Source organism: Streptomyces chengmaiensis, assembly GCF_029846775.1.
In the GTDB taxonomy this organism is placed as follows: domain Bacteria; phylum Actinomycetota; class Actinomycetes; order Streptomycetales; family Streptomycetaceae; genus Streptomyces; species Streptomyces chengmaiensis.
Window position 1 is genome coordinate 366,362 of sequence record NZ_JARWBG010000001.1, and the last position, 21,988, is coordinate 388,349.

At 69.9% G+C, this 21,988-nt stretch carries 17 protein-coding genes, 1 pseudogene and 1 riboswitch; of the genes and pseudogenes, 11 read left to right on the top strand and 7 right to left on the bottom strand.

Annotation, left to right across the window (positions count from 1 at the left end):
- Nucleotides 1-84 precede the first annotated feature (84 nt).
- The 4 genes from QCN29_RS01610 (at nt 85) to QCN29_RS01625 (ending at nt 4,078) form a co-directional block, all read left to right on the top strand.
- Nucleotides 85-1,305, top strand: coding sequence for a globin domain-containing protein (locus QCN29_RS01610; protein ID WP_279925612.1), 1,221 nt, complete (start codon nt 85-87; stop codon nt 1,303-1,305).
- Between the two features lie 97 nt (nt 1,306-1,402).
- Nucleotides 1,403-2,347 carry a 1-aminocyclopropane-1-carboxylate deaminase/D-cysteine desulfhydrase gene (locus tag QCN29_RS01615; protein WP_279925614.1) on the top strand — a complete coding sequence of 315 codons (945 nt, stop codon included), beginning with the start codon at nt 1,403-1,405 and terminating at the stop codon, nt 2,345-2,347.
- Between the two features lie 319 nt (nt 2,348-2,666).
- Nucleotides 2,667-3,080 carry an ATP-binding protein gene (locus tag QCN29_RS01620; RefSeq protein WP_240134896.1) on the top strand — a complete coding sequence of 138 codons (414 nt, stop codon included), beginning with the start codon at nt 2,667-2,669 and terminating at the stop codon, nt 3,078-3,080.
- A complete protein-coding gene (locus tag QCN29_RS01625) occupies nt 3,077-4,078 on the top strand; it encodes an RNA polymerase sigma factor SigF (protein ID WP_398859075.1) in 1,002 nt (333 codons plus the stop codon). Before QCN29_RS01620 ends, QCN29_RS01625 begins: the two co-directional genes overlap by 4 nt.
- Before the next feature lie 210 nt (nt 4,079-4,288).
- Here QCN29_RS01625 and QCN29_RS01630 read toward each other — a convergent pair.
- Nucleotides 4,289-4,778 (bottom strand): annotated as a pseudogene (locus QCN29_RS01630) (hypothetical protein).
- A gap of 94 nt (nt 4,779-4,872) precedes the next feature.
- On the opposite strand from QCN29_RS01630, the gene QCN29_RS01635 reads away from it, so the two are divergent.
- Complete coding sequence (locus tag QCN29_RS01635) at nt 4,873-5,841, top strand: diacylglycerol/lipid kinase family protein (RefSeq protein ID WP_279925615.1); 969 nt, start codon at nt 4,873-4,875, stop codon at nt 5,839-5,841.
- 311 nt (nt 5,842-6,152) lie between these two features.
- Nucleotides 6,153-6,410 (top strand): WhiB family transcriptional regulator, encoded by a 258-nt coding sequence (locus QCN29_RS01640; RefSeq protein ID WP_003953983.1) that lies wholly within the window; start codon nt 6,153-6,155, stop codon nt 6,408-6,410.
- Nucleotides 6,411-6,583: 173 nt separating this feature from the next.
- On the opposite strand, the gene QCN29_RS01645 is transcribed toward QCN29_RS01640, so the two are convergent.
- The 6 genes from QCN29_RS01645 to QCN29_RS01670 all read right to left on the bottom strand — a co-directional run bounded on the left by QCN29_RS01645 (nt 6,584) and on the right by QCN29_RS01670 (nt 14,635).
- Nucleotides 6,584-8,068 (bottom strand): PAS domain-containing sensor histidine kinase, encoded by a 1,485-nt coding sequence (locus QCN29_RS01645; RefSeq protein WP_279925665.1) that lies wholly within the window; start codon nt 8,066-8,068, stop codon nt 6,584-6,586.
- 530 nt (nt 8,069-8,598) lie between these two features.
- Nucleotides 8,599-9,681, bottom strand: coding sequence for an SIS domain-containing protein (locus tag QCN29_RS01650; protein ID WP_279925616.1), 1,083 nt, complete (start codon nt 9,679-9,681; stop codon nt 8,599-8,601).
- Between the two features lie 50 nt (nt 9,682-9,731).
- Nucleotides 9,732-11,270: a glycoside hydrolase family 3 protein gene (locus tag QCN29_RS01655; RefSeq protein ID WP_279925617.1), complete on the bottom strand. Its 1,539-nt coding sequence runs from the start codon at nt 11,268-11,270 to the stop codon at nt 9,732-9,734.
- A 9-nt stretch (nt 11,271-11,279) separates the two neighbouring features.
- The gene (locus tag QCN29_RS01660) at nt 11,280-12,116 is read right to left on the bottom strand and encodes a carbohydrate ABC transporter permease (protein WP_240135057.1); all 837 of its coding nucleotides are present in this window, start codon (nt 12,114-12,116) and stop codon (nt 11,280-11,282) included.
- A 77-nt stretch (nt 12,117-12,193) separates the two neighbouring features.
- On the bottom strand, nt 12,194-13,204 hold the full coding sequence (locus QCN29_RS01665) for a carbohydrate ABC transporter permease (RefSeq protein WP_279925618.1): 1,011 nt from the start codon (nt 13,202-13,204) through the stop codon (nt 12,194-12,196).
- 132 nt (nt 13,205-13,336) lie between these two features.
- A complete protein-coding gene (locus tag QCN29_RS01670; protein WP_279925619.1) occupies nt 13,337-14,635 on the bottom strand; it encodes a sugar ABC transporter substrate-binding protein in 1,299 nt (432 codons plus the stop codon).
- A 303-nt stretch (nt 14,636-14,938) separates the two neighbouring features.
- On the opposite strand from QCN29_RS01670, the gene QCN29_RS01675 reads away from it, so the two are divergent.
- From QCN29_RS01675 to QCN29_RS01695, 5 genes are all read left to right on the top strand, one after another.
- The gene (locus tag QCN29_RS01675; RefSeq protein ID WP_240134889.1) at nt 14,939-15,703 is read left to right on the top strand and encodes a GntR family transcriptional regulator; all 765 of its coding nucleotides are present in this window, start codon (nt 14,939-14,941) and stop codon (nt 15,701-15,703) included.
- Nucleotides 15,704-15,831: 128 nt separating this feature from the next.
- Entirely contained in the window at nt 15,832-16,161 is a 330-nt protein-coding gene (locus tag QCN29_RS01680; protein ID WP_398859076.1) for a DUF3311 domain-containing protein, read from the top strand.
- Nucleotides 16,158-17,789 (top strand): monocarboxylate uptake permease MctP, encoded by a 1,632-nt coding sequence (mctP, locus tag QCN29_RS01685; protein ID WP_279925622.1) that lies wholly within the window; start codon nt 16,158-16,160, stop codon nt 17,787-17,789. The genes QCN29_RS01680 and mctP overlap by 4 nt, the downstream gene beginning before the upstream one ends.
- 524 nt (nt 17,790-18,313) lie before the next feature.
- A riboswitch (cobalamin riboswitch) is annotated at nt 18,314-18,441 on the top strand.
- A gap of 136 nt (nt 18,442-18,577) precedes the next feature.
- On the top strand, nt 18,578-20,965 hold the full coding sequence (locus tag QCN29_RS01690) for a ribonucleoside-diphosphate reductase subunit alpha (protein WP_279925624.1): 2,388 nt from the start codon (nt 18,578-18,580) through the stop codon (nt 20,963-20,965).
- Nucleotides 20,965-21,987 carry a ribonucleotide-diphosphate reductase subunit beta gene (locus QCN29_RS01695; protein ID WP_279925625.1) on the top strand — a complete coding sequence of 341 codons (1,023 nt, stop codon included), beginning with the start codon at nt 20,965-20,967 and terminating at the stop codon, nt 21,985-21,987. Before QCN29_RS01690 ends, QCN29_RS01695 begins: the two co-directional genes overlap by 1 nt.
- Nucleotide 21,988 lies beyond the last annotated feature (1 nt).

Genomic DNA, 21,988 nt, shown 5'->3' on the forward strand with positions numbered 1-21,988 from the left:
ACAGCCGCACCGCAACACCCCCTCCCCAAAAATACGAATCCAAGACTCCAATTATTCGATTCGAACAAGACAAGGGAACCGCCCATGCTGTCCGAGACCTCGGCCGCGACCGTCCGCGCCACCCTCCCCGCCGTCGCAGCCTCCCTGGACGAGATCACGCAGCGCTTCTACGACCGGCTGTTCACGGCGCATCCGGAGCTGCTGCGCGAGCTGTTCAACCGCGGCAACCAGGCCTCCGGCGACCAGCGCCGCGCCCTGGCCGGCTCCATCGCCGCGTTCGCCTCGCACCTCGTGGACCGCCCCGACGACCGCCCGGACGCCATGCTGGCCCGCATCGCGCACAAGCACGCTTCACTGGGCGTGACCGCCGAGCAGTACCGCACCGTGCACACCCACCTCTCCGCGGCCATAGCCGAGACGCTGGGCGACGCCGTCACCCCGCAGGTCGCGGCCGCCTGGGACGAGGTCTACTGGCTGATGGCGGACACGCTCGTCTCCCTGGAAGCCCGGCTGTACGCACGGCAGGGCGTCGAGGCGGGCGACGTCTGGCGCGACTGGGTCGTCGTCGACCGCGCCGAGCAGACCGCCGACGTCACGGTCTTCCGGCTGCGCCCCGCGGACGGCAGCCCCGCCCCCGGCTTCCTGCCGGGCCAGTACGTCTCCGTGCAGACCGAACTCCCAGACGGCGCCCGCCAGATACGCCAGTACAGCCTGATCTGCGCCCCCGGCTCGGACGTCCTTTCGATCGCGGTCAAGCGCGTCCGCGGCGAACGCGGCCCCGACGGCGAGGTCTCCGCCCATCTGCACACCCGGGTGCGCGCGGGGGACCGGCTCCGCGTCTCCGCCCCTTACGGCGATCTCGTCCTGGACGCGACCGACGCCGACACGCCCCTGCTGCTCGCCTCCGCCGGGATCGGGGTGACGCCCATGGCCGCCATGCTCCAGCAGCTCGTCGCCGAAGGGCACCGCGGACCGGTCACCGTCGTACACGGCGACCGCAGCCCCGCAGCGCACGCCCTGCGGGCGGACTGCGACCTGCTGATCGGCAAGCTCCCGGAGGCCGTGGCGCACTACTGGTACGAGGACCCCGACCTCCGCGAGCGAGCCGACGGCGCCGCGACCGCCGTCCACACCGGGCTCGTCGACCTGACCGGGATTCCGCTGCTGCCGGGCGTACGCGCCTGGCTGTGCGGCCCGCTGCCCTTCATGCGCGCCGTGCGCGGGCAGCTGCTGGCCCGGGGGGTGCCCGCGTCCGACGTCCACTACGAGGTCTTCGGCCCCGACCTGTGGCTCGGCGCCAGCTGAGCGTCACCCACCGCGGGCACACATCAAGCCACGCATCACGGCACACATCTCGGCACACATCGACGAAGCGACAAGAGGAGGAGACGACAATGGACGGATGACCCACGAAGCGCCGCCCTCCCCGTCCACCGCCCTGCGGCCGGCGCTCCCCTCCCCGCTCCAGGAGACCGGGGACGAGCGCTTCACCTCCCGGGGGCTGCGCCTGCTGCTCAAGCGCGACGACCTGATCCATCCGGACATCCCCGGCAACAAATGGCGCAAGCTGACACCCAACCTGGAGGCGGCGGCGGGCCGCCCGGTGCTCACCTTCGGCGGCGCGTACTCCAACCACCTCCGCGCGGTCGCGGCGGCCGGCCGGCTGCTGGGCTTCGACACCATCGGGGTGGTGCGCGGCGACGAGCTGGCCGGCCGGCCGCTCAACCCGTCCCTCGCACAGTGCGCCGCGGACGGGATGCGGCTGCACTTCACCGACCGGGCGGCCTACCGCGCCAAACGCGACCCCGTGGTGCTCGCCCGCATCCTGCGGGAAGCCACCGGGGACTCGACGCCGGACGACGTGTACGTGGTTCCCGAGGGCGGCAGCAACGCCCCCGCCGTCCTCGGCTGCGCCGATCTGGGCCGGGAGCTGAGCCCGGAGACGGGCGGCGCGGGAAGCGGCGCCCATGTGGTCGGCGTCGCCTGCGGCACCGGGGGCACACTCGCGGGACTCGCCGCCGGGCTCCCCCGCGGCCGGCGGGCCATCGGCTTCCCCGTCCTCAGGGGCGGCTTCCTCGGCGAGGAGATACGCGCCCTCCAGCGCGCGGCGTTCGGCGGTCCGGCCGGGGACTGGTCGCTCGACGAGCGTTTCCACTTCGGCGGATACGCCCGTACGCCCCCTGAGCTCGACGCCTTCGCCGCCGACTTCGAACAGCGGCACGGACTGGCCGTCGAGCGGCTCTACGTCGCCAAGATGCTGTACGGGCTGACCGCCCTCGCCGAAGAGGGGGCCTTCCCTGCCGGCGCCTCGGTGACAGCCGTGATCACCGGTCGCCCCGCCCCCTGACCCGGGAGTCGGCGGCGACGCCGACGCCCATGCCGACGCCAAGAGGACGCCGACTGCGAGCGGACGGTTCGACCGCCCGGCGCATGGGTACGTCAACCCTCCGCCGGGTCCATGCAATTGGTCCCGGCAGACCTCTAGCCACTGTCCGTACTCATTGCCTTACCATGAGTGACAGCCATCGGTTGGGGGTCCGGCGACACGGCATCATGGATCGCGATAGCGTCGCCAGGCAGTACCGCCGCGTACTGACATATGCCCCACGGCTTCGGGACCTTCCCTCCCGCGGCCCCGAAAGAGCTTGTGCACCTTGGAGGTGAGGGTGTCCCAGATCGCAGGCGAGCCCGGGACTCAGGACTTCGTGGAAGTCCGTCTGCCCGCTGCGGGCGCCTACCTTTCCGTGCTGCGTACGGCCACGGCCGGTCTGGCTGCGCGCTTGGACTTCACCCTGGACGAGATCGAGGATCTGCGGATCGCGGTCGACGAGGCGTGCGCGATCCTGCTGCAGCAGGCCGTCCCCGGGTCGGTCCTCAGCTGTGTGTTCCGACTGGTCGACGACTCTCTCGAAGTGACGGTCTCGGCTCCTACGACCGACGGGCGCGCCCCGGAGCGCGACACCTTCGCCTGGACGGTGCTCTCCGCACTGGCCGGCAAGGTCGACTCCTCCGTGGCGGACGACCAGACGGTCTCCATCAGCCTGTACAAGCAGCGCGGCGCGGGACCCGGGCCGGCGTGAGCGACGGAAACGGGGACGGTCCGATGCAGGAGGACGAGGAGCGCAACCCCAGGGTGCTGAGCTCGTCGGCCGGCATCCCCGAGCAGCAGGCGCGGCCGCACCCGGCGGTGGACGGACCGGGCGGCCGGCCGGCGGCCGCGGACCGGCCGGCTCAGGCCCAGGCAGACCAGGCGGACCAGGCGGACCGTATGAGCGAGCACAGCGAGCACACGCCGGAGCAGCAGCACGAGCAGCCGCTCGCCCCCCAGGACCGCAGCGGGGCACGGGCACTCTTCATCGAGCTGCGCAAGCTGCCCGCCGGGTCTCCGCAGCGGGCGGAGCTGCGCAATCAGCTCGTGCGGATGCATCTGCCGCTGGTGGAGCATCTGGCGCGGCGCTTCCGCAACCGCGGGGAGCCGCTCGACGATCTGACGCAGGTCGCCACGATCGGCCTGATCAAGTCGGTGGACCGCTTCGATCCCGAGCGGGGCGTGGAGTTCTCCACCTACGCCACCCCCACGGTCGTCGGCGAGATCAAGCGGCACTTCCGCGACAAGGGGTGGGCGGTGCGTGTGCCGCGCCGCCTTCAGGAGCTGCGGCTCTCCCTGACCACCGCCACCGCCGAGCTGTCCCAGCAGCACGGCCGCTCCCCGACCGTCCACGAGCTCGCCGAGCGCCTCGGCATCTCGGAGGAGGAGGTCCTCGAGGGCCTGGAGTCCGCCAACGCGTACTCCACGCTCTCCCTGGACGTTCCCGACACCGACGACGAGTCCCCCGCGGTCGCGGACACCCTCGGCGCGGAGGACGAGGCGCTGGAGGGCGTCGAGTACCGGGAGTCGCTCAAGCCGCTGCTCGAGGACCTCCCGCCGCGGGAGAAGCGGATCCTGCTGCTGAGGTTCTTCGGCAATATGACGCAGTCGCAGATCGCCCAGGAAGTGGGCATCTCCCAGATGCACGTTTCCCGGCTGCTGGCGAGGACGCTGGCGCAGTTGCGCGAGAAGCTGCTGGTGGAGGAGTAACCGGGGCTCCGCCCCAGACCCCCTGCGGGGGCTCCGCCCCGGACCCCCGCGCCGCAGACTCCCCCAGCTACCTCCCCCAGACTCCGTCCGGGGGTGCCCCGCCCGGAGGCGCCCCCACGGGGGTGCCCCCGGGCGGGGCTTGGTCTGGTCCTCGGTCGCCGGACAGGGTGGATCTTCCAGCCCGTCCGGCGATTGAGGTCGCCCGCCGCCTTAAGCGTCGCGCGTCGCGCCCGCTCCCCGGATCCCCAGCGCCTGCGTCGCCGTCGGGTTGACCAGGAGCACAAGGCCCGTCACCGCGACCGCCGCCAGTGCGATTCCGAGGGGGATCAGCGCGCCGGAGGCACGCAGCAGCGTCCACGCCGGGATGAGCGCCATCAGATGTGTGATGATCGCGGGGCCGCGGCTCCAGCTGCGCATCCGCAGCAGTCCGCGCGCCGCGGCCAGCGGAATCAGCGCGAGCGCGAAGAGGGTCAGACCGCCCATGAGGGCCTGGGTCCGGCCGTCCGGNGGTCAGACCGCCCATGAGGGCCTGGGTCCGGCCGTCCGGCTGCCCGAGGAGCGCCTCGACGAGCATGTATCCGCCGCCGCCCGCGAGGGCCAGGCCCTCCACTCCGGACACCGCGGCCGCCGCGGTCAGCCGGGCGGGGCGGGAGGACTGGGGGCTGCTCTGCTCAGGACTGGTCTGGTCTTCGGCGCTCACCCCAGCAGGGTAGCGGCCCGCCGTGTCCCGTCGCCGTCCACAGGTCGAAGCCCCGGACTGGGCCCGGTACCCCCCAGTAGGTACGCTGCTCCGCATGCGCGCACTTCTCGTGGTCAATCCGGCAGCCACCACCACCAGTGCCCGCACGCGTGACGTCCTCATCCACGCACTCGCCAGCGAGATGAAGCTGGAGGCCGTCACCACCGAGTACCGCGGCCACGCCCGCGACCTCGCGCGCCGGGCGGCGGAGAGCGACAACATGGATCTGGTCGTCGCCCTCGGCGGAGACGGCACGGTCAACGAGGTCGTCAACGGTCTGCTGCACCACGGCCCCGACCCGGAGCGGCTTCCCCGCCTCGCCGTCGTGCCCGGTGGCTCCACCAATGTCTTCGCCCGCGCGCTGGGCCTGCCGAACGACGCCGTGGAGGCGACCGGCGCGATCCTGGACGCGCTCCGTGACCGCACGGAGCGGACGGTCGGCCTCGGCCTCGCCGCCGGCACACCCGGTACGGAGGACGAGGGCGTGCCGTCCCGCTGGTTCACGTTCTGCGCGGGCTTCGGCTTCGACGCGGGCGTGATCGGCAGGGTCGAACAGCACCGGGAGCGCGGCAAACGGTCCACACACGCGCTCTACGTCCGCCAGGCCTTCCGCCAGTTCGTGAACGAGCCGCACCGGCGCCGGGGGAAGATCACCCTGGAGCGTCCCGGCGCGGAGCCGGTCTCCGACCTGGCGCTGTCCATAGTCTGCAACACCGCGCCCTGGACCTACCTGGGCAATCGTCCGGTGTACGCGTCGCCGGACGCCTCGTTCGACACCGCGCTCGACGTGCTCGCGCTGTCCCGGCTGTCGACGTCGGCGGTGGCCCGTTACGCCACCCAGCTGCTCACCTCCTCCCCCGAGCGCGGCCCGCGCGGCAAGCATGCGCTGAGGCTTCACGACGTCACAGACTTCACCTTGCATTCAAAGGTTCCACTCCCTTTCCAGATGGATGGCGACCACCTTGGACTACGGACTAGCGTGACGTTCACAGGCGTTCGCCGTGCACTGCGTGTGATTGTGTGAGTGGAAGGGCCGAAAGTCCTTTAACTCGAACGCACGGACTGGCTCCCACCCCATAGAAGTACGGCTGTGACCTAGTCGACACCGAGGAATCAAAAAAAACTTTCCGGAAGGGGTTGTATCCGCCGCCGAGGTTTGCGAATCTCTTCTTGGCGATCGGGACAGCCCGCACCACCGGCACCACAGATCGCCAGAACCCCTCCTCAAACCCAGGACCACACCGGGCAACCGGAAGTCGGCCCTTCCCTTGCGGGGGGATTCGTGAAAGCGTTCACATTCACAAGCATGTGTGTAATCAAGGAGAGGTAGCAGCCATGGACTGGCGTCACAACGCCGTTTGCCGCGAGGAAGACCCCGAGCTGTTCTTCCCCATCGGCAACACCGGTCCTGCGCTGCTGCAGATCGAGGAAGCCAAGGCCGTCTGCCGTCGCTGCCCCGTCATGGAGCAGTGCCTGCAGTGGGCGCTCGAGTCCGGCCAGGACTCCGGCGTCTGGGGTGGCCTCAGCGAGGACGAGCGCCGCGCGATGAAGCGCCGCGCCGCTCGCAACCGGGCGCGCAACGCAAGCGCCTGACACGCCCCCGCTACGACCTTAAGGCCGGCGGCGCGTACAGCGAGTACGCACTCCACCGCCCCCGAGCCGCAGCCGCGCAGTACCCCGAATGCGCACCGAGCACCACCTCATACAGCTTCGAGCCCCGGACCGCTCTCCACGGTCCGGGGCTCATCGCCGTCGGCGGCGCCCTCTCAGCGCTTCTCCTTCTCCGCCTGCAAGGGGATGTCGAGCACGACACGAGTGCCGCGGTCCGGAGCGGGCACGGGGAGCATGTCGAACGTACCGCCCAACTCCCCCTCCACCAGGGTCCGTACGATCTGCAGGCCCAGGTTGCCCGCACTCTGCGGGTCGAAGCCCTCGGGCAGACCGCGGCCGTCGTCCTGGACGGTGATCAGCAGCCGCCCGGCGCCGGGGCGCAGACCTCCGCGCACCGCCGAGACCTCCAGCGAGCCGTGCCCGTCCTGCGGGAAGGCGTGCTCCAGGGCGTTCTGCAGCACCTCCGTCAGCACCATCGACAGCGGGGTGGCGACCTCGGCGTCAAGAATGCCGAAGCGTCCGGTGCGGCGGCACTCGACCTTGCCCGGTGAGATCTCGGCGACCATGGCGATGACCCGGTCGGCGATGTCGTCGAACTCGACCCGCTCGTCGAGGTTCTGCGAGAGGGTCTCGTGCACGATCGCGATCGAGCCGACACGGCGCACCGCCTCGTTGAGCGCCTCCCTCCCCCGTACCGAATCCATCCGTCGGGCCTGCAGGCGCAGCAGCGCGGCGACCGTCTGGAGGTTGTTCTTCACCCGGTGGTGGATCTCCCGGATGGTGGCGTCCTTGGTGATCAGTTCGCGCTCGCGGCGGCGGAGTTCGGTGACGTCGCGCAGCAGGACGAGGGAGCCGATCCGCGGCCCCTTGGGCTTGAGGGGGATGGCGCGCAGCTGGATCACACCGCCGTTGCCCTCGACCTCGGCCTCGCGGGGGGCGTAGCCGGAGGCCAGCTTGACCAGGGCTTCGTCGACCGGGCCGCGGGAGGGCGCCAGCTCGGCGGTGATCTGGCCCAGGTGCTGGCCGACGAGGTCGGCGGCCAGGCCGAGGCGATGGTAGGCGGACAGGGCGTTCGGCGAGGCGTACTGGACGACCCCGTCGGCGTCGAGGCGGATCAGCCCGTCGCCGGCGCGGGGCGAGGCGTCCATGTCGACCTGCTGGCCGGGGAAGGGGAACGCGCCCGCGGCGATCATCTGGGCGAGGTCGGAGGCGGACTGGAGGTAGGTGAGCTCCAGCCGGCTGGGGGTGCGCACGGTCAGCAGATTGGTGTTGCGCGCGATGACGCCGAGGACGCGGCCTTCACGGCGTACGGGGATCGACTCCACCCGCACGGGAACCTCCTCACGCCACTCCGGGTCGCCCTCCCGGACGATCCGCCCCTCGTCCAGCGCGGCGTCCAGCAGCGGACGCCGGCCGCGGGGGACGAGATGGCCGACCATGTCGTCCTGGTAGGAGGTGGGTCCGGTGTTGGGACGCATCTGGGCGACGGAGACATAGCGGGTGCCGTCGCGGGTGGGAACCCACAGGACGAGGTCGGCGAAGGACAGATCGGAGAGCAGCTGCCACTCCGAGACCAGCAGATGGAGCCACTCGAGGTCGGATTCGCTCAGGGCGGTGTGCTGGCGTACGAGATCGTTCATGGACGGCACATCTGCGAGCGTACCTTTGGGGTGAACGAACGGGCCGCCGGGAACTAAGCTGTGCGAACGGATAGACATCCCTAAATGGTCTAGTCCAGAATGACATGTATGACGAGGTTCGCAATGAACCGGTAAAAAAGCTTCCGCCCTCCCCGCACAGGAGGGCGGATCGAGGCACCGGGCGCTCTCTGCCCTGACTGCGCCGATGCCTCCCCCGGCCGCCCGGGACCGCACACCCGACGGCCGGCGCAACTCCGGGCTGCGGTGCCGTACGGGTTGAGGGTCCCGTCGCGGCGCCGCGGCCCGCGGGTGCCTTGCGACCGGGTGCTCCGCCACCCGACGCCGACCGCCCCGCGAAGCACCGGGGCACGCCATGCGCCGCCGCCCCGGCGGCTGCGGGGAAACCCGCCCCCGCGCGAAGCGCCGGGGGACTGCGCGGGTGTGGGGCGCAGACGCCGCACCGAGCAAGGGCGGGTGGGCAGGGACGGAAACCCGCAGCCACGGGGCCGGGCACCCCTCCCCGGAGGGGCTCAGCGGGTCTGGGTGACCTTGGCCAGCGCCCTCGGGGCGTCCGGGTCCTGGCCGCGCGCGATCGTGATCTCGTACGCCAGGCGCTGGAGGGGGAGGATCTCCAGGATCGGCTGGAGCTCCTCGGGCACGCCCGCCGTCGGCAGGACGAAGCCTGCGGACGCCGCCGCCACCTGGGCCTCGGGGCCGATCACCACAAGATCCGCGCCGCGCCCCCGCAGCCGCTCCAGCACCGGCCGGAGCGCCTCGCCGCCCTTGCCGTCCGTCACCACCGCGATGACCGGTGAGATGTTGTCGACCATGGCCAGCGGCCCGTGCAGCAGATCCGCCCCGGAGTACGACAGCGCCGGGATGTAGCTGGTCTCCATGAGCTTGAGCGCCGCCTCCTTCGCCGTGGGATAGCCGTATCCCCGCGAGGTGATGACCATCCGCTCGGCGAACCGGTACCGCGCGGCGAGCTGCCGCACCTCGTCGCCCCGCGCCAGCACCCGCTCGGCCAGCTCCGGCAGCACCGTCGCGGGCGCGCCGTCCCCGCCGCTCAGGCCCTCCACAAGGAGATAGAGCGACAGCAGCGACGCGGTGTACGTCTTCGTCGCCGGAAGCGCCTTCTCCGGGCCGGCCAGGATGTCGACATGGCACTCCGACACCGCCGCCAGCGGCGAGTCCGCGTTGTTGGTGACGGCCAGGGTGATCGCCCCGGCGTCCCGCGCAGCCATCGTGGAGGCCACCAGGTCCGGTGACCCGCCGGACTGGCTGACGGTGACGACGAGTACGTCCCTGAGGTCCGGCCGCGCGCCGTACGCCGTCGTCGTGGACATCGAGGTGAGCCCGCACGGCAGCCCCAGCCGGACCTCCAGCAGGTACTTGGCGTACAGGGCCGCGTTGTCGGACGTGCCCCGCGCGGTCAGCAGCACAAAGCGGGGCCTCTTCGCCGCGATGGCCTCGGCGGCCTCGCGGATCGCCGGCGCGCCCGCTTCGAGGACGCGCCGCAGCACCGCCGGCTGCTCCGCCATCTCCCCGGCCATGATCCGGCCGGGAAGCTCGCTCTCCCCGTGCCCTCCTGAGAGGTTGGTCACGGACGACATGCCGGCACCTCCTGACGGCTACCCCGGAACCACGCCCCGGTACCCCGGAATCACGCGCCGGCCCCGGCGATCACCTCGGCGGCGGCGCGCCCGCACACCCGGGCCGCCCCGTGGGTCGCGATATGCAGCGCTCCCCTCGGCGTCATGCCGTTCACGCCCATCTCCACGACGACCGTGTCGGGCCGGGCGGCGACGAGGGCGTCGAGCGCACGCATCATCCAGGGGTGGCGGTGGGCGTCGCGCACCACAGCGACGATCCTACGGTCCCCCGCCGCGGCCAGCACCTCGTCGGCCGGCCCGCGGGCGTCGTCCGTCTCCCCGTACGAGCCGCTCGCGGTGCCCGGCAGCAGGGCGTCCAGCTCCGCCGCCACGCCCCACGGGGTCTCGTCGCCGACGGCGATGTTCGCGATCGGGGTGAGGGCCGCCACATACGGGGCGGTGGAGGGCGGTTCGTACGGCAGGCGCGCCGTCAGCTTCACCGCGCGCCGGGCCGCGACCAGCCCGACGTCCGCCCTGCCGGAGCCGGGCGCGGTCCCCTCCTCTGAAGCCGCGCCCGGCTCCCTCTCAGCCCCCCTGGCCCGGCGCGTCCAGTCGGCGAGGGCGCGCACACGCGCCGCTGCGTCGACGAGCCGCTCCTCGGGCAGGTCGCCGTGGTGCACCGCCGTGACCAGCGCATCGCGCAGCCGCAGCACGGTCTCCTCGTCGGCCAGGCCGCCGCCGACGCAGATGGCGTCGGCGCCCGCGGCGATCGCGAGCACGGAGCCGCGCTCGATGCCGTACGTCGCCGCGACGGCCTGCATCTCCATGCCGTCGGTGACGATCAGCCCCTGGTAGCCCAGCTCTTCACGCAGCAGTCCGGTCAGGATCTGCGGGCTCAGCGTCGCCGGGCGGTCGGGGTCGAGCGCGGGAAGCAGGATATGCGCGCTCATCACGGCTTTGGAACCCGCGGCGACGGCCGCGCGGAAAGGCCCCAGTTCACGGGCGTGCAACGTGGCGAGGTCCACATCGATGCGGGGCAGCGCATGGTGTGAGTCGACACCGGTGTCGCCGTGTCCGGGGAAGTGCTTGGTGCAGGCGGCGACCCCGGCCGACTGGAGCCCCTCGACATAGGCGGCGGTGTGACGTTCGACCAGTTCACGGTCCGCGCCGAAGGACCGCACACCAATGACCGGATTATTAGGGTTTGAGTTGATGTCAGCGGAGGGCGCCCAGTTGAGGTCGACCCCGCAGGCGGCGAGCCGCCGGCCGAGCTCCGCTGCGACGGCCCGGGTCAGCTCGGTGTCGTCCGCCACTCCCAGCGCGTAGTTGCCGGGGAAGGAGGAGCCGGTGCGCACCTCGAGCCGGGTGACGTCGCCGCCCTCCTCGTCGATGGCCACCAGGACGTCGTCCCGCTCGGCCCGCAGCTGCGCGGTGAGCGCGGCGAGCTGCTCGGGCGAGGTGATGTTGCGGCCGAACAGACCGACCGCGCTGAGCCCTTCGCCGATGCGGCGGAGCAGCCAGTCGGGGGCCGTGGTGCCGGTGAAGCCCGGCTGGAGCACGGCGAGGGCGTCGCGGGTGAGGGTGTCGGATGTGCTCACAAGCGTCGTCATAGGGCGGTGTTATCCCTTCACTGCGCCCGAGGTGAGCCCCGCTGCCATCTTCTTCTGGATGACCATGAAGAAGGCGACGACGGGGATGGCGATGAGCGTCGAGGCGGCCATCAGCGCGCCGTAGTCCACTCCGCGCGAGGTGGTGAAGTTCGCCAGCCACACGTTGAGCGTGTACTTGTCGTTGTCCTGGAGCACGACATAGGCGAGCAGATACTCGTTCCAGGCGTTGATCAGCGAGTAGATGGAGGCGGCTGCGAGCCCCGGCGCGAGCAGCGGGAAGACGACCCGCCAGAAGGCGCCCATCTGGCTGCATCCGTCCACCATGGCGGACTCCTCCAGCTCCTTGGGGATGTTGATCACGAAGCCGCGGATCATCCAGGTGGCGAACGGCAGCGTGGAGACGAGATAGACGATGATCACGCCCCAGTACTCGTTCAGCGCGCCGAGTTCGTTGAGCTGGAGATAGATGGGGATCAGCATCGCGGTCGGCGGCAGCAGCTGGACCAGGATCAGCACGATCATGAAGATCCTGCGGCCCTTGAAGCGGAAGCGGCCGATGGCGTACGCGGCGATGGTGGCCATGATCATCGCGCCTACGACCGCGGTGACGCAGACGATGAGGCTGGACTTGACCGCGGTGCCGAAGTTGGCCTGGTCCATGGCCCGGCTGAAGTTGTCGAAGGTGATCGACGAGGGCCACAGGGTCTGGTCGTAGCTGCGGATCTCGGCATTGGGCCTCAGTGCGCTGATGACCAGCCAGTACACCGGGAAGATCATGACGACGAAGGTCAGCAGCCCGATGAGGTTGTAGGCATGCCGGGATCTGTTCCTGCGATCCGGCCGGATCGCAGCGGGCGAGGGCCCCGGCGCCGTCTCCGCGGAGGAAGCGGTCTTCGCGGGGTTCGGGGCGGAGGCGGTGGCGCTCACTCGACCTCTCCGATCTTGAGCAGCTGGCGCAGGTAGTACACGGCGACGCCGGACAGCAGCAGCACCGTGATCAAGGAGATCGCCGCGCCCTGGCTGAAGGAGTTGGACTCGAAGGCCTTGTTGAAGGCGTAGAGGCCGAGCACCTCGTACTCGGGTTCCGGTTTGGTGCCGCGCATCAGCCAGACCTGGCCGAGAACGTTGAAGTCCCAGATGACCGACAGGGTCGCGACCATCTGGAAGACCGGCTTGATGACCGGCCAGACGACGAAGCGGAAGTTCCCGAAGGCCCCGACGCCGTCGATGGCCGCGGCTTCCTCCAGTTCCCTGGGGACCTGGGTGAGGGCCGCGTACAGCGTGATGGCGACGAAGGGGACCGCGCCCCAGACGACGACCGCGCCGATGACGACGAAGCCCTGTCTGTGGTCCAGGAACCAGTTGTGGCCCTGGAAGTCGAGTCCGAGGTACTTGGACAGGACCATGTTCCAGACGCCGTAGTCGGAGTCGGAGAACCAGCGGAAGATCGAGGCGGCCACCATCAGCGGGATGGACCAGGCGGCGATCAGCGCCGCGGTCACCAGCAGCCGCACCCATGCCGACATGCGCTGCATCATCAGCGCGACGGCGAGCCCGAGAGCAAGGGTGGCGATCACACACGCGGCCATGAAGACCACGGTGAGGACGACGGAGTCCCAGAAGGCCGCGTCGGCGAAGATGTCGGTGAACTGCTCGAAGCCGACCCAGGGAGCCGGTTCCCCCGTCCACAGCTCCTTGCGGCCGACGTCCTGGAAGGACATGATCACCGTCTTGGCCAGCGGCCAGAGGAAGACCGCGGCGATGGCGACGATGGTCGGGCCGATCAGCAGATACGGCAGCAGCTCACCGGCTCTTCGGGCGCGGACGCTGCGGGCCTTGCGCGCCGTGCCCCGGGGCGGCCGCGGGCCGGTGGCCTCGGTGCGCCGCGGGGCGGGCGCCGCCGGGTCGGCTGCTTTCATATCGGCGGCACTCATGGTGCTGAGCCTTCCGTTCAGACGTAACGACCGGGAAGTACCGGGGCGGGTGCGGCCGGCCTGCGCCGGAGCAGGCCGGCCGCACCCGCGACAGACGAAGGGGACCGAAGCCGTCGAGAGTCCCGGGTCAGGTCAGGACTGCTCGTTGATCAGCTTGTCGATCTCCTCGTCGGCCTTCTTGGTGGCTTCCTCGACGGACGTGCCCTTGATGATGTCGAGCAGCATCAGCTCCAGGACCTCGCTCTTCTCGACCGCGGCCCAGCCGGGGGCGATCGGGGTGAACCAGGCGTCCGGGACGGCGTTGGCGATCGGGGCGGTCTCCGGCTTCGCCTTCAGCGGCTCGAGCTGCTTGGTGTTGTTGGGCAGGATGTTCTTGGAGGCGAGGACGGCCTGGGACTTCTCACTGGTGAACAACGAGATCCACTCCTGACCCAGGTCCTGGACCTTGGACTTGGAGATGGTGGCGAGGTCGGAGCCGCCGATGAAGGACGGCAGCGCCTTGCCGTTCGGGCCGGGCATGCCCGCGGTGCCGATCTTGTCCTTGAGCTTCTCGTTGCCGTTGGCGGCCGGGTCGACGACGCTGCCGGCCTCCCAGCCGTTTCCGTAGAGAAGAGCGGTCTTCTCGTTGGCCATGACGTTGGCGTGGTCCTGCTCGTCCTTCGTCTTGTCGCCGTGGTTGTACTTGTTGACCAGGTCGACGAAGTGCTTGATGCCCTGCTGCGCCTCGGGCGTGGAGAGGGTGGCCTTCCACTTCTTGCCGCCCTCGTCGTACTCGGCGATCTGGCCGCCGTACGCGGCGACGTAGGACATGGCGGCGTACCAGTAGCGGCCGGGCAGATAGAGCGGCGAGAAGGCCTTGTCCTGGCCGTACTTCTGCTGGACCTTGTCGAGGGCGGCGGTCAGCTCGGCCTCGGTGGCCGGCAGCGCGTCCGAGCCGGCGCCGGCCTTGAACATGTCCTTGCTGTAGATCGCGACACGGGCGCCCGCGTAGTAAGGAACGCAGTAGAGCTTGCCTTCGAAGGAGCAGGTGTCCTTGAGACCCTTGATCCAGGTGTCGGAGTTCTCGTACTTCTTCTCGTCGATCTCGCCCAGGGCGCCGTTGAGGATGTATGTCATCGTCTCGGTGTTGCCGAGCTCGACGACGTCGGGGAACTTGTCACCGGCGAGGGCGGCGTCCAGCTTCTTGGTCTTGTCGCCCCACTGCTGGTACTGGACGTTGACCTTGACCTCGGGGTACTTGGCGTTGAACTGGGCGTTGACATCCTTGACCAGCTCGGGCCAGGTGGACTGCGCATCGACCATCAGCCAGACGGTCAGCGTCTCGTCGCGGTCCTTGGGGTCCTTCGCGGCCTCGGTGCTGTCGGAGCCGCATGCCGCGATCGACGCGGTCATCGCAGCCACACCCACCGCAGCCATGAGCTTACGCTTCACGCCACCCTCCTCAAGGGATGCAAGAGTTACCCCCCCACCACCCGGGAGTCGCGCAGAACTTGAGGTCGCGCATCGGAGTCTGCCCTGGGGCCGGGATCTGGTCTTTAATGGTTTAGACCAGTACCGGGAGCTTGGCCTAGACCTTTAGGGGTGTCAAGGGTGTATAAGAAGGGCTGTCACGTCCGTTACCGGACCGACACCTGAAGGAGGTCGACGACCTGTGATCGGGCCGTGCCACCATGTGAGCCGCAACAGACGGAGGTGCCGGTGACGGCAGCAGGGCAGAAGGCGGAGAGGCGGGCCATGACCACAGACGGGAGCGGCACCGAGACCGAGAACGGCAACCAGGCCCGCACCGCGCGCGTGCCCAAGTACTACGGCCTCAAGCGGCATCTCCTCGAGATGACCGAGACCATGCCGCCCGGCACCCCGGTGCCGCCGGAGCGGACGCTCGCGGCGGAGTTCGACACCTCCCGCACCACCGTGCGCCAGGCACTGCAGGAACTCGTCGTCGAAGGCCGCCTGGAGCGCATCCAGGGCAAGGGCACCTTCGTCGCCAAACCCAAGGTGTCCCAGGCCCTGCAGCTCACCTCGTACACGGAGGACATGCGCGCCCAGGGCCTGGAGCCGACCTCCCAGTTGCTCGACATCGGCTATGTCACCGCCGACGACACCCTGGCCGGGCTGCTCGACATCCCCACGGGCGGCCGGGTGCTGCGCATCGAGCGGCTGCGGCTCGCGAGCGGCGAGCCCATGGCCATCGAGACGACGCATCTGTCCGCGAAGCGCTTCCCCGCCCTGCGCCGCAATCTGATGAAGTACACCTCCCTCTACACCGCTCTGGCGGAGGTGTACGACGTGCGGCTCGCCGAGGCCGAGGAGACCATCGAGACCTCACTGGCCACCCCGCGTGAGGCCGGGCTGCTGGGCACGGACGTCGGGCTGCCGATGCTGATGCTGTCCCGGCACTCCATCGACACCCAGGGCGAGCCGGTGGAGTGGGTGCGCTCCGTCTACCGCGGCGACCGCTACAAGTTCGTCGCCCGGCTCCAGCGTCCCGCCGAATAGCCTCCCGTCGTTCAACCGACGTGACGGAATAGATCCGTTATCCGGACAGGGGGTGTCGCGGCGGGCAGCCCTCCCCTAGATTTCGTGCGCATTACACAGGCGTTCGGCAAGGGGACGGAGTTCGCCGCATGTCAGAAGTGCCCAAGGCGTCACAAGCGCCGGAACCGACGGAAGCGACGCAAGCGACGGATCGTCAGCGGCCCGTGGTGACACCTTTACGGGTCGTCGTCGCCCTCTGTCTCATCGCACCGTTCGTCGCGATGCTCTGGGTGAGCTCCTACGCCAGGGTCGAACCGAAGTTCGCGGGGATGCCGTTCTTCTACTGGTACCAGATGCTCTGGGTGGTCGTCTCGACCGGGCTCACCATGGTCGCGTACCGGCTGTTCCAGCGTGACCAGCGCGCCCGGGCCAAAAGCGCCCGCGCCGCCTCCGCCCGGAAGGAGGGCGGGGACCTGTGAAGGACGGCGTGAACGGCGTCGCACTCGCCGTCTTCCTCCTCTTCTTCGTCGCCGTCACGGTCATGGGCTTCCTGGCCGCGCGCTGGCGCAAGGCCGAGAACGAGCACAGCCTCGACGAATGGGGCCTGGGCGGGCGTTCGTTCGGCACCTGGATCACCTGGTTCCTGCTCGGCGGCGACCTCTATACGGCCTACACCTTCGTGGCCGTCCCGGCAGCCATCTACGCGGCCGGAGCGGCGGGCTTCTTCGCCGTCCCGTACACCATTCTCGTCTATCCGCTGATCTTCACCTTCCTGCCGCGGCTGTGGTCGGTCTCCCACCGGCACGGCTATGTCACCACCTCCGACTTCGTCCGCGGACGCTGGGGCTCCAAGGGGCTCTCCCTGGCGGTGGCGCTCACCGGCATCCTGGCGACGATGCCGTACATCGCGCTCCAACTGGTAGGCATCCAGGCCGTGCTGGACGTCATGGGCGTCGGCGGCAGCGAGCACACCAACTGGTTCGTCAAGGACCTGCCGCTGCTGATCGCCTTCGGAGTGCTCGCGGCCTACACCTACTCCTCCGGGCTGCGCGCCCCCGCGCTGATCGCGTTCGTCAAGGACACGCTGATCTACATCGTCATCGCGGTAGCGATCATCTACATCCCGATCAGGCTCGGCGGCTTCGACGACATCTTCGCCAAGGCGGGCGCGGCGTACGAGCAGATCAACCCGGCCACCGACAAGCCACGCGGCTCGCTGATCCCGGGCGACTCGGCCCACTGGGGCTACGCGACCCTGGCCTTCGGCTCAGCGCTCGCGCTCTTCATGTATCCGCACTCCATCACCGCGACGCTGTCCTCGCGCAGCCGCAACGTCATCCGGCGCAACACCACGATCCTGCCCCTGTACTCGCTGATGCTGGGCATGCTCGCGCTGCTCGGCTTCATGGCGCTCGCCGCCGGGGTGACGGTGAGCAACGGCCAGCTGGCTATCCCCCAGCTCTTCGAGAACATGTTCCCCGACTGGTTCGCGGGCGTGGCCTTCGCCGCCATCGGCATCGGCGCGCTGGTGCCGGCGGCGATCATGTCGATCGCCGCGGCGAACCTGTTCACCCGCAACATCTACAAGGACTTCATCCGGCCCGACGCCACCCCGGAGCAGGAGACCAAGGTCTCCAAGCTGGTGTCGCTGCTGGTGAAGGTCGGCGCACTGGCGTTCGTGCTGACCATGGACAAGACGGTCGCCATCAACTTCCAGCTGCTGGGCGGCATCTGGATCCTGCAGACCTTCCCCGCGCTGGTGGGCGGCCTGTTCACCCGCTGGTTCCACCGCTGGGCGCTGCTCGGAGGCTGGGCGGTCGGCATGATCTACGGCACGGCGGCGGCGTACGGCGTGGCCAGCCCAACGCAGAAGCACTTCGGCGGCTCGTCGGCCGCGATCCCCGGAATCGGTGAGATCGGCTACATCGGCCTCACGGCGTTTGTGCTGAACGTCATCGTGACGGTGGTGCTGACCTTCGTCATGCGGGCGTTGAAGGCGCCGGAGGGCGTGGACGAGACCAGGCCGTCGGACTACACGGCGGACGCGGGGGAGCCCGGGGAGCGGCGGCGGGAGCTGCCGAAGGTGGGCGCGGACGCGGCCGGCTGAGGCGCTTGCGCCTGCGGGGGCCCTTCCCCTCCCATAACCGGGGGCGGGCCCCCAGACCCCCAGGCACGGCCTTCGGCCGTGTCCTCGACCTTCCCCAGGCACCTCCCCGGACTCCGTCCGGGGTGCCCCAGCGGGCTTGGCTGGCTACGCCAAGTCCCAGCCCCGCCAGCGCTTGAGGCCCAAGGACCAGAAACCCAGCCCCGCCAGCGCTTGAGGCCCAAGGACCAGAAACCCAGCCCCACCGACGCTTCAGGCGCAAGGACCAGAAACCCAACCCCGCCGACGCTTCAGGCGCAAGAACCAGACGTCCAGCCACCCGCGCTTGAGGCGCGAGGACCAGAAACCCAGCCCCGCCCGCGCTTGAGGCGCGGGGACCAGAAACCCAGCCCCGCCGGCGATTGAGGCGCGGGGGTTCGGGGGCGGAGCCCCCGAGAAAACGGGGTCTGGGGCGGAGCCCCAGTGACAGGAAGAGGCCGGGCCGACACAACATGTAGGGCCGTCCGCATCACACCGCCCCCACATGTATGCTCATCCTCGCTGCCGCCCAGGGGAATCCGGTGCGAATCCGGAACTGTCCCGCAACGGTGTGCCGTGGTGCGCTTTGTCGCATCCACAGGCCAGTCCGAGGACCTGCCGGCAGCGCGTCCGGCTCGACCGAACCGGACGCCAGAGACGTCCGGGCCTCGCGGAATTGGGCCGGTGGACGACGCGCGGCCGCCCATGCGACGGCGTGCGCGCCCGTGCCCCGTTCCCCCGCCGGCCCAGAGCCGAGCGAGGGAGAGCACCACGTGACCATCGCGCCAGCCGATCCGGCTTCAGGCATCTCCGAGCGGGTGGGCGACGGCCCCGGGACCGCGCTGCTGCGGACCCTGACCGACCTCACCGCCGATCTGCCCGACACCGACCCGGGCCGGGTCGCCGCCGCCGCACTGCGCGGCCGGCACGCCGGTTCGGACGAGGCCGAGTTGCGTTCGCTGGCCACCGAGGCCGCCGCGGGGCTGATCTCCGAGGACCCCGCGTACTCCCGGCTCGCCGCCCGGCTCCTCACCCGGACCATCGCCGAGGAGGCGGCCGGTGAGGGGGCGGTCTCGTTCTCCGCGTCCATCGCCGTGGGCTGCCGCGAGGGCCTGATCGCCGACCGGACCGCGGAGTTCGCCCGGCTGCACTCTGCACGGCTGGACTCGCTCGTCGACCAGGCGCTCGCCCAGGGCGCCGACGACCGCTTCGGCTACTTCGGTCTGCGCACCCTCCACAGCCGCTATCTGCTGCGCCACCCGATCACCCGCAATGTCATCGAGACCCCGCAGCACTTCATGCTGCGCGTGGCCGCCGGGCTGGCCGAGGACGACTCGATCCGCGCCCTGGAGGAGGTAGCCGCGCTTTACGGGCTGATGAACCGGCTCGACTATCTGCCGTCCTCCCCCACGCTGTTCAACTCCGGCACCCGCCATCCGCAGATGTCCTCCTGCTATCTGCTGGACTCCCCGCTGGACGAGCTCGACTCGATCTACGACCGCTACCACCAGGTGGCGCGGCTGTCGAAGCACGCGGGCGGCATCGGTCTGTCGTACTCACGCATCCGCTCCCGCGGCTCGCTGATCCGCGGCACCAACGGCCACTCCAACGGCATCGTCCCTTTCCTGCGGACGCTGGACTCCTCGGTCGCCGCCGTCAACCAGGGCGGCCGCCGCAAGGGCGCTGCCTGCGTCTATCTGGAGACCTGGCACGCGGACATCGAGGAGTTCCTCGAACTGCGTGACAACACGGGCGAGGAGGCCCGGCGCACCCACAACCTCAATCTGGCGCACTGGATCCCGGACGAGTTCATGCGCCGGGTCGCCGCCGACGCCGACTGGTCTCTGTTCTCCCCCGCCGACGTGCCGGAGCTGGTCGACCTGTGGGGCGATGGCTTCGACGCCGCCTACCTCAAGGCGGAGGCGGCCGGTCTGGCCCGGAAGACTATTCCGGCGCGGGAGCTGTACGGCCGGATGATGCGCACCCTGGCGCAGACCGGCAACGGCTGGATGACGTTCAAGGATGCGGCCAACCGCACCGCCAACCAGACCGCGGAGCCCGGCAGGGTCGTCCACTCCTCGAATCTGTGCACCGAGATCCTTGAGGTCACGGACGACGGGGAGACGGCGGTCTGCAATCTGGGCTCCGTCAACCTGGGCGCGTTCGTCACCCCTGCCGGGGAGATCGACTGGGAGCGGCTGGACAACACCGTCCGCACCGCCGTGACCTTCCTCGACCGGGTCGTCGACATCAACTTCTACCCGACCGAGCAGGCGGGCCGCTCCAACGCCCGCTGGCGGCCGGTGGGCCTGGGCGCGATGGGCCTGCAGGACGTGTTCTTCAAGCTGCGGCTGCCCTTCGACTCCGCCGAGGCCAAGGCGCTCTCCACGAAGGTCGCCGAGCGGATCATGCTCGCCGCGTACGAGGCGTCCTGCGATCTGGCCGAGCGTCATGGCCCGCTGCCTGCCTGGACCGAGACGCGCGCCGCGCGCGGCGTGCTCCACCCGGACCACTACGAGGTGACGCCGAACTGGCCGGAGCGCTGGGATGCCCTGCGCGCCCGGGTGGCGGCTGCCGGCATGCGCAACTCCCTGCTGCTGGCGATCGCCCCGACCGCGACCATCGCCTCCATCGCCGGTGTGTACGAGTGCATTGAGCCGCAGGTCTCCAATCTCTTCAAGCGCGAGACTCTCAGCGGCGAGTTCCTCCAGGTCAACTCGTACCTGGTGGCGGATCTGAAGAAGCTGGGCGTCTGGGATGCGCAGACCCGGGAGGCGCTGCGCGAGTCCAACGGCTCCGTCCAGGGCCTCGGCTGGGTCCCGGCCGAGATCCGCGAGCTGTACCGCACGGCGTGGGAGATCCCGCAGCGCGGGCTGATCGACATGGCGGCCGCCCGTACGCCGTTCCTCGACCAGAGCCAGTCGCTGAACCTGTTCCTGGAGACGCCGACCATCGGCAAGCTCAGCTCGATGTACGCGTATGCCTGGAAGTCCGGGCTGAAGACGACGTACTACCTGCGGTCCCGCCCGGCCACCCGGATCGCTCGCGCCGCCGGCGGCGCGAGCGCCGCAGCCGCCCCCTCCGTCCCCGTGCAGGCGACCCCCGAAGAGGCAGTCGCCTGCTCCCTGGAAAACCCCGAGTCCTGCGAGGCCTGCCAGTAATGCGTGACCAGAATCTTCTCGACCCGGGCTTCGAGCTCACTCTCCGCCCCATGCGCTACCCGGACTTCTACGAGCGCTACCGGGACGCCATCAAGAACACCTGGACGGTCGAGGAGGTCGACCTCCACTCGGACGTCGCCGACCTGGCCAAGCTCTCGCCGGGCGAGCAGCATCTGATCGGCCGGCTGGTCGCCTTCTTCGCGACCGGCGACTCGATCGTCGCGAACAACCTGGTGCTCACGCTCTACAAGCACATCAACTCCCCGGAGGCGCGGCTGTATCTGAGCCGTCAGCTCTTCGAGGAGGCCGTGCACGTCCAGTTCTATCTGACGCTGCTGGACACCTACCTCCCCGACCCGGACGAGCGTGCCGCGGCCTTCGCGGCCGTGGAGAACATCCCGTCCATCCGGGACAAGGCCCAGTTCTGCTTCAAGTGGATGGCCGCCCTGGAAGGAGAAGGGGCCGAGAAGATCGACCGGCTGGAGACGCAGGCCGACCGCCGCCGCTTCCTGCTCAATCTGATCTGCTTCGCCGCCTGCATCGAGGGGCTCTTCTTCTACGGGGCCTTCGCCTACGTCTACTGGCTGCGCTCCCGTGGACTGCTGCACGGGCTGGCGACCGGCACCAACTGGGTGTTCCGCGACGAGACGATGCATATGAACTTCGCCTTCGAGGTCGTCGACACGGTCCGCAAGGAGGAGCCGGAGCTGTTCGACGACACGCTCCAGGTGCAGGTCACGGACATGCTCAAGGAGGCCGTGGAGGCCGAGCTGCAGTTCGCCCGCGATCTGTGCGGCGACGGTCTGCCCGGCATGAACACCGAGTCGATGCGCGAGTACCTGGAGTGCGTCGCCGACCAGCGGCTGACCCGGCTGGGCTTCGCCCCGGTGTACGGGTCCGAGAACCCGTTCTCGTTCATGGAGCTGCAGGGCGTCCAGGAGCTGACGAACTTCTTCGAGCGCCGCCCGTCCGCGTACCAGGTGGCGGTCGAGGGGTCGGTCTCCTTCGACGACGACTTCTGAG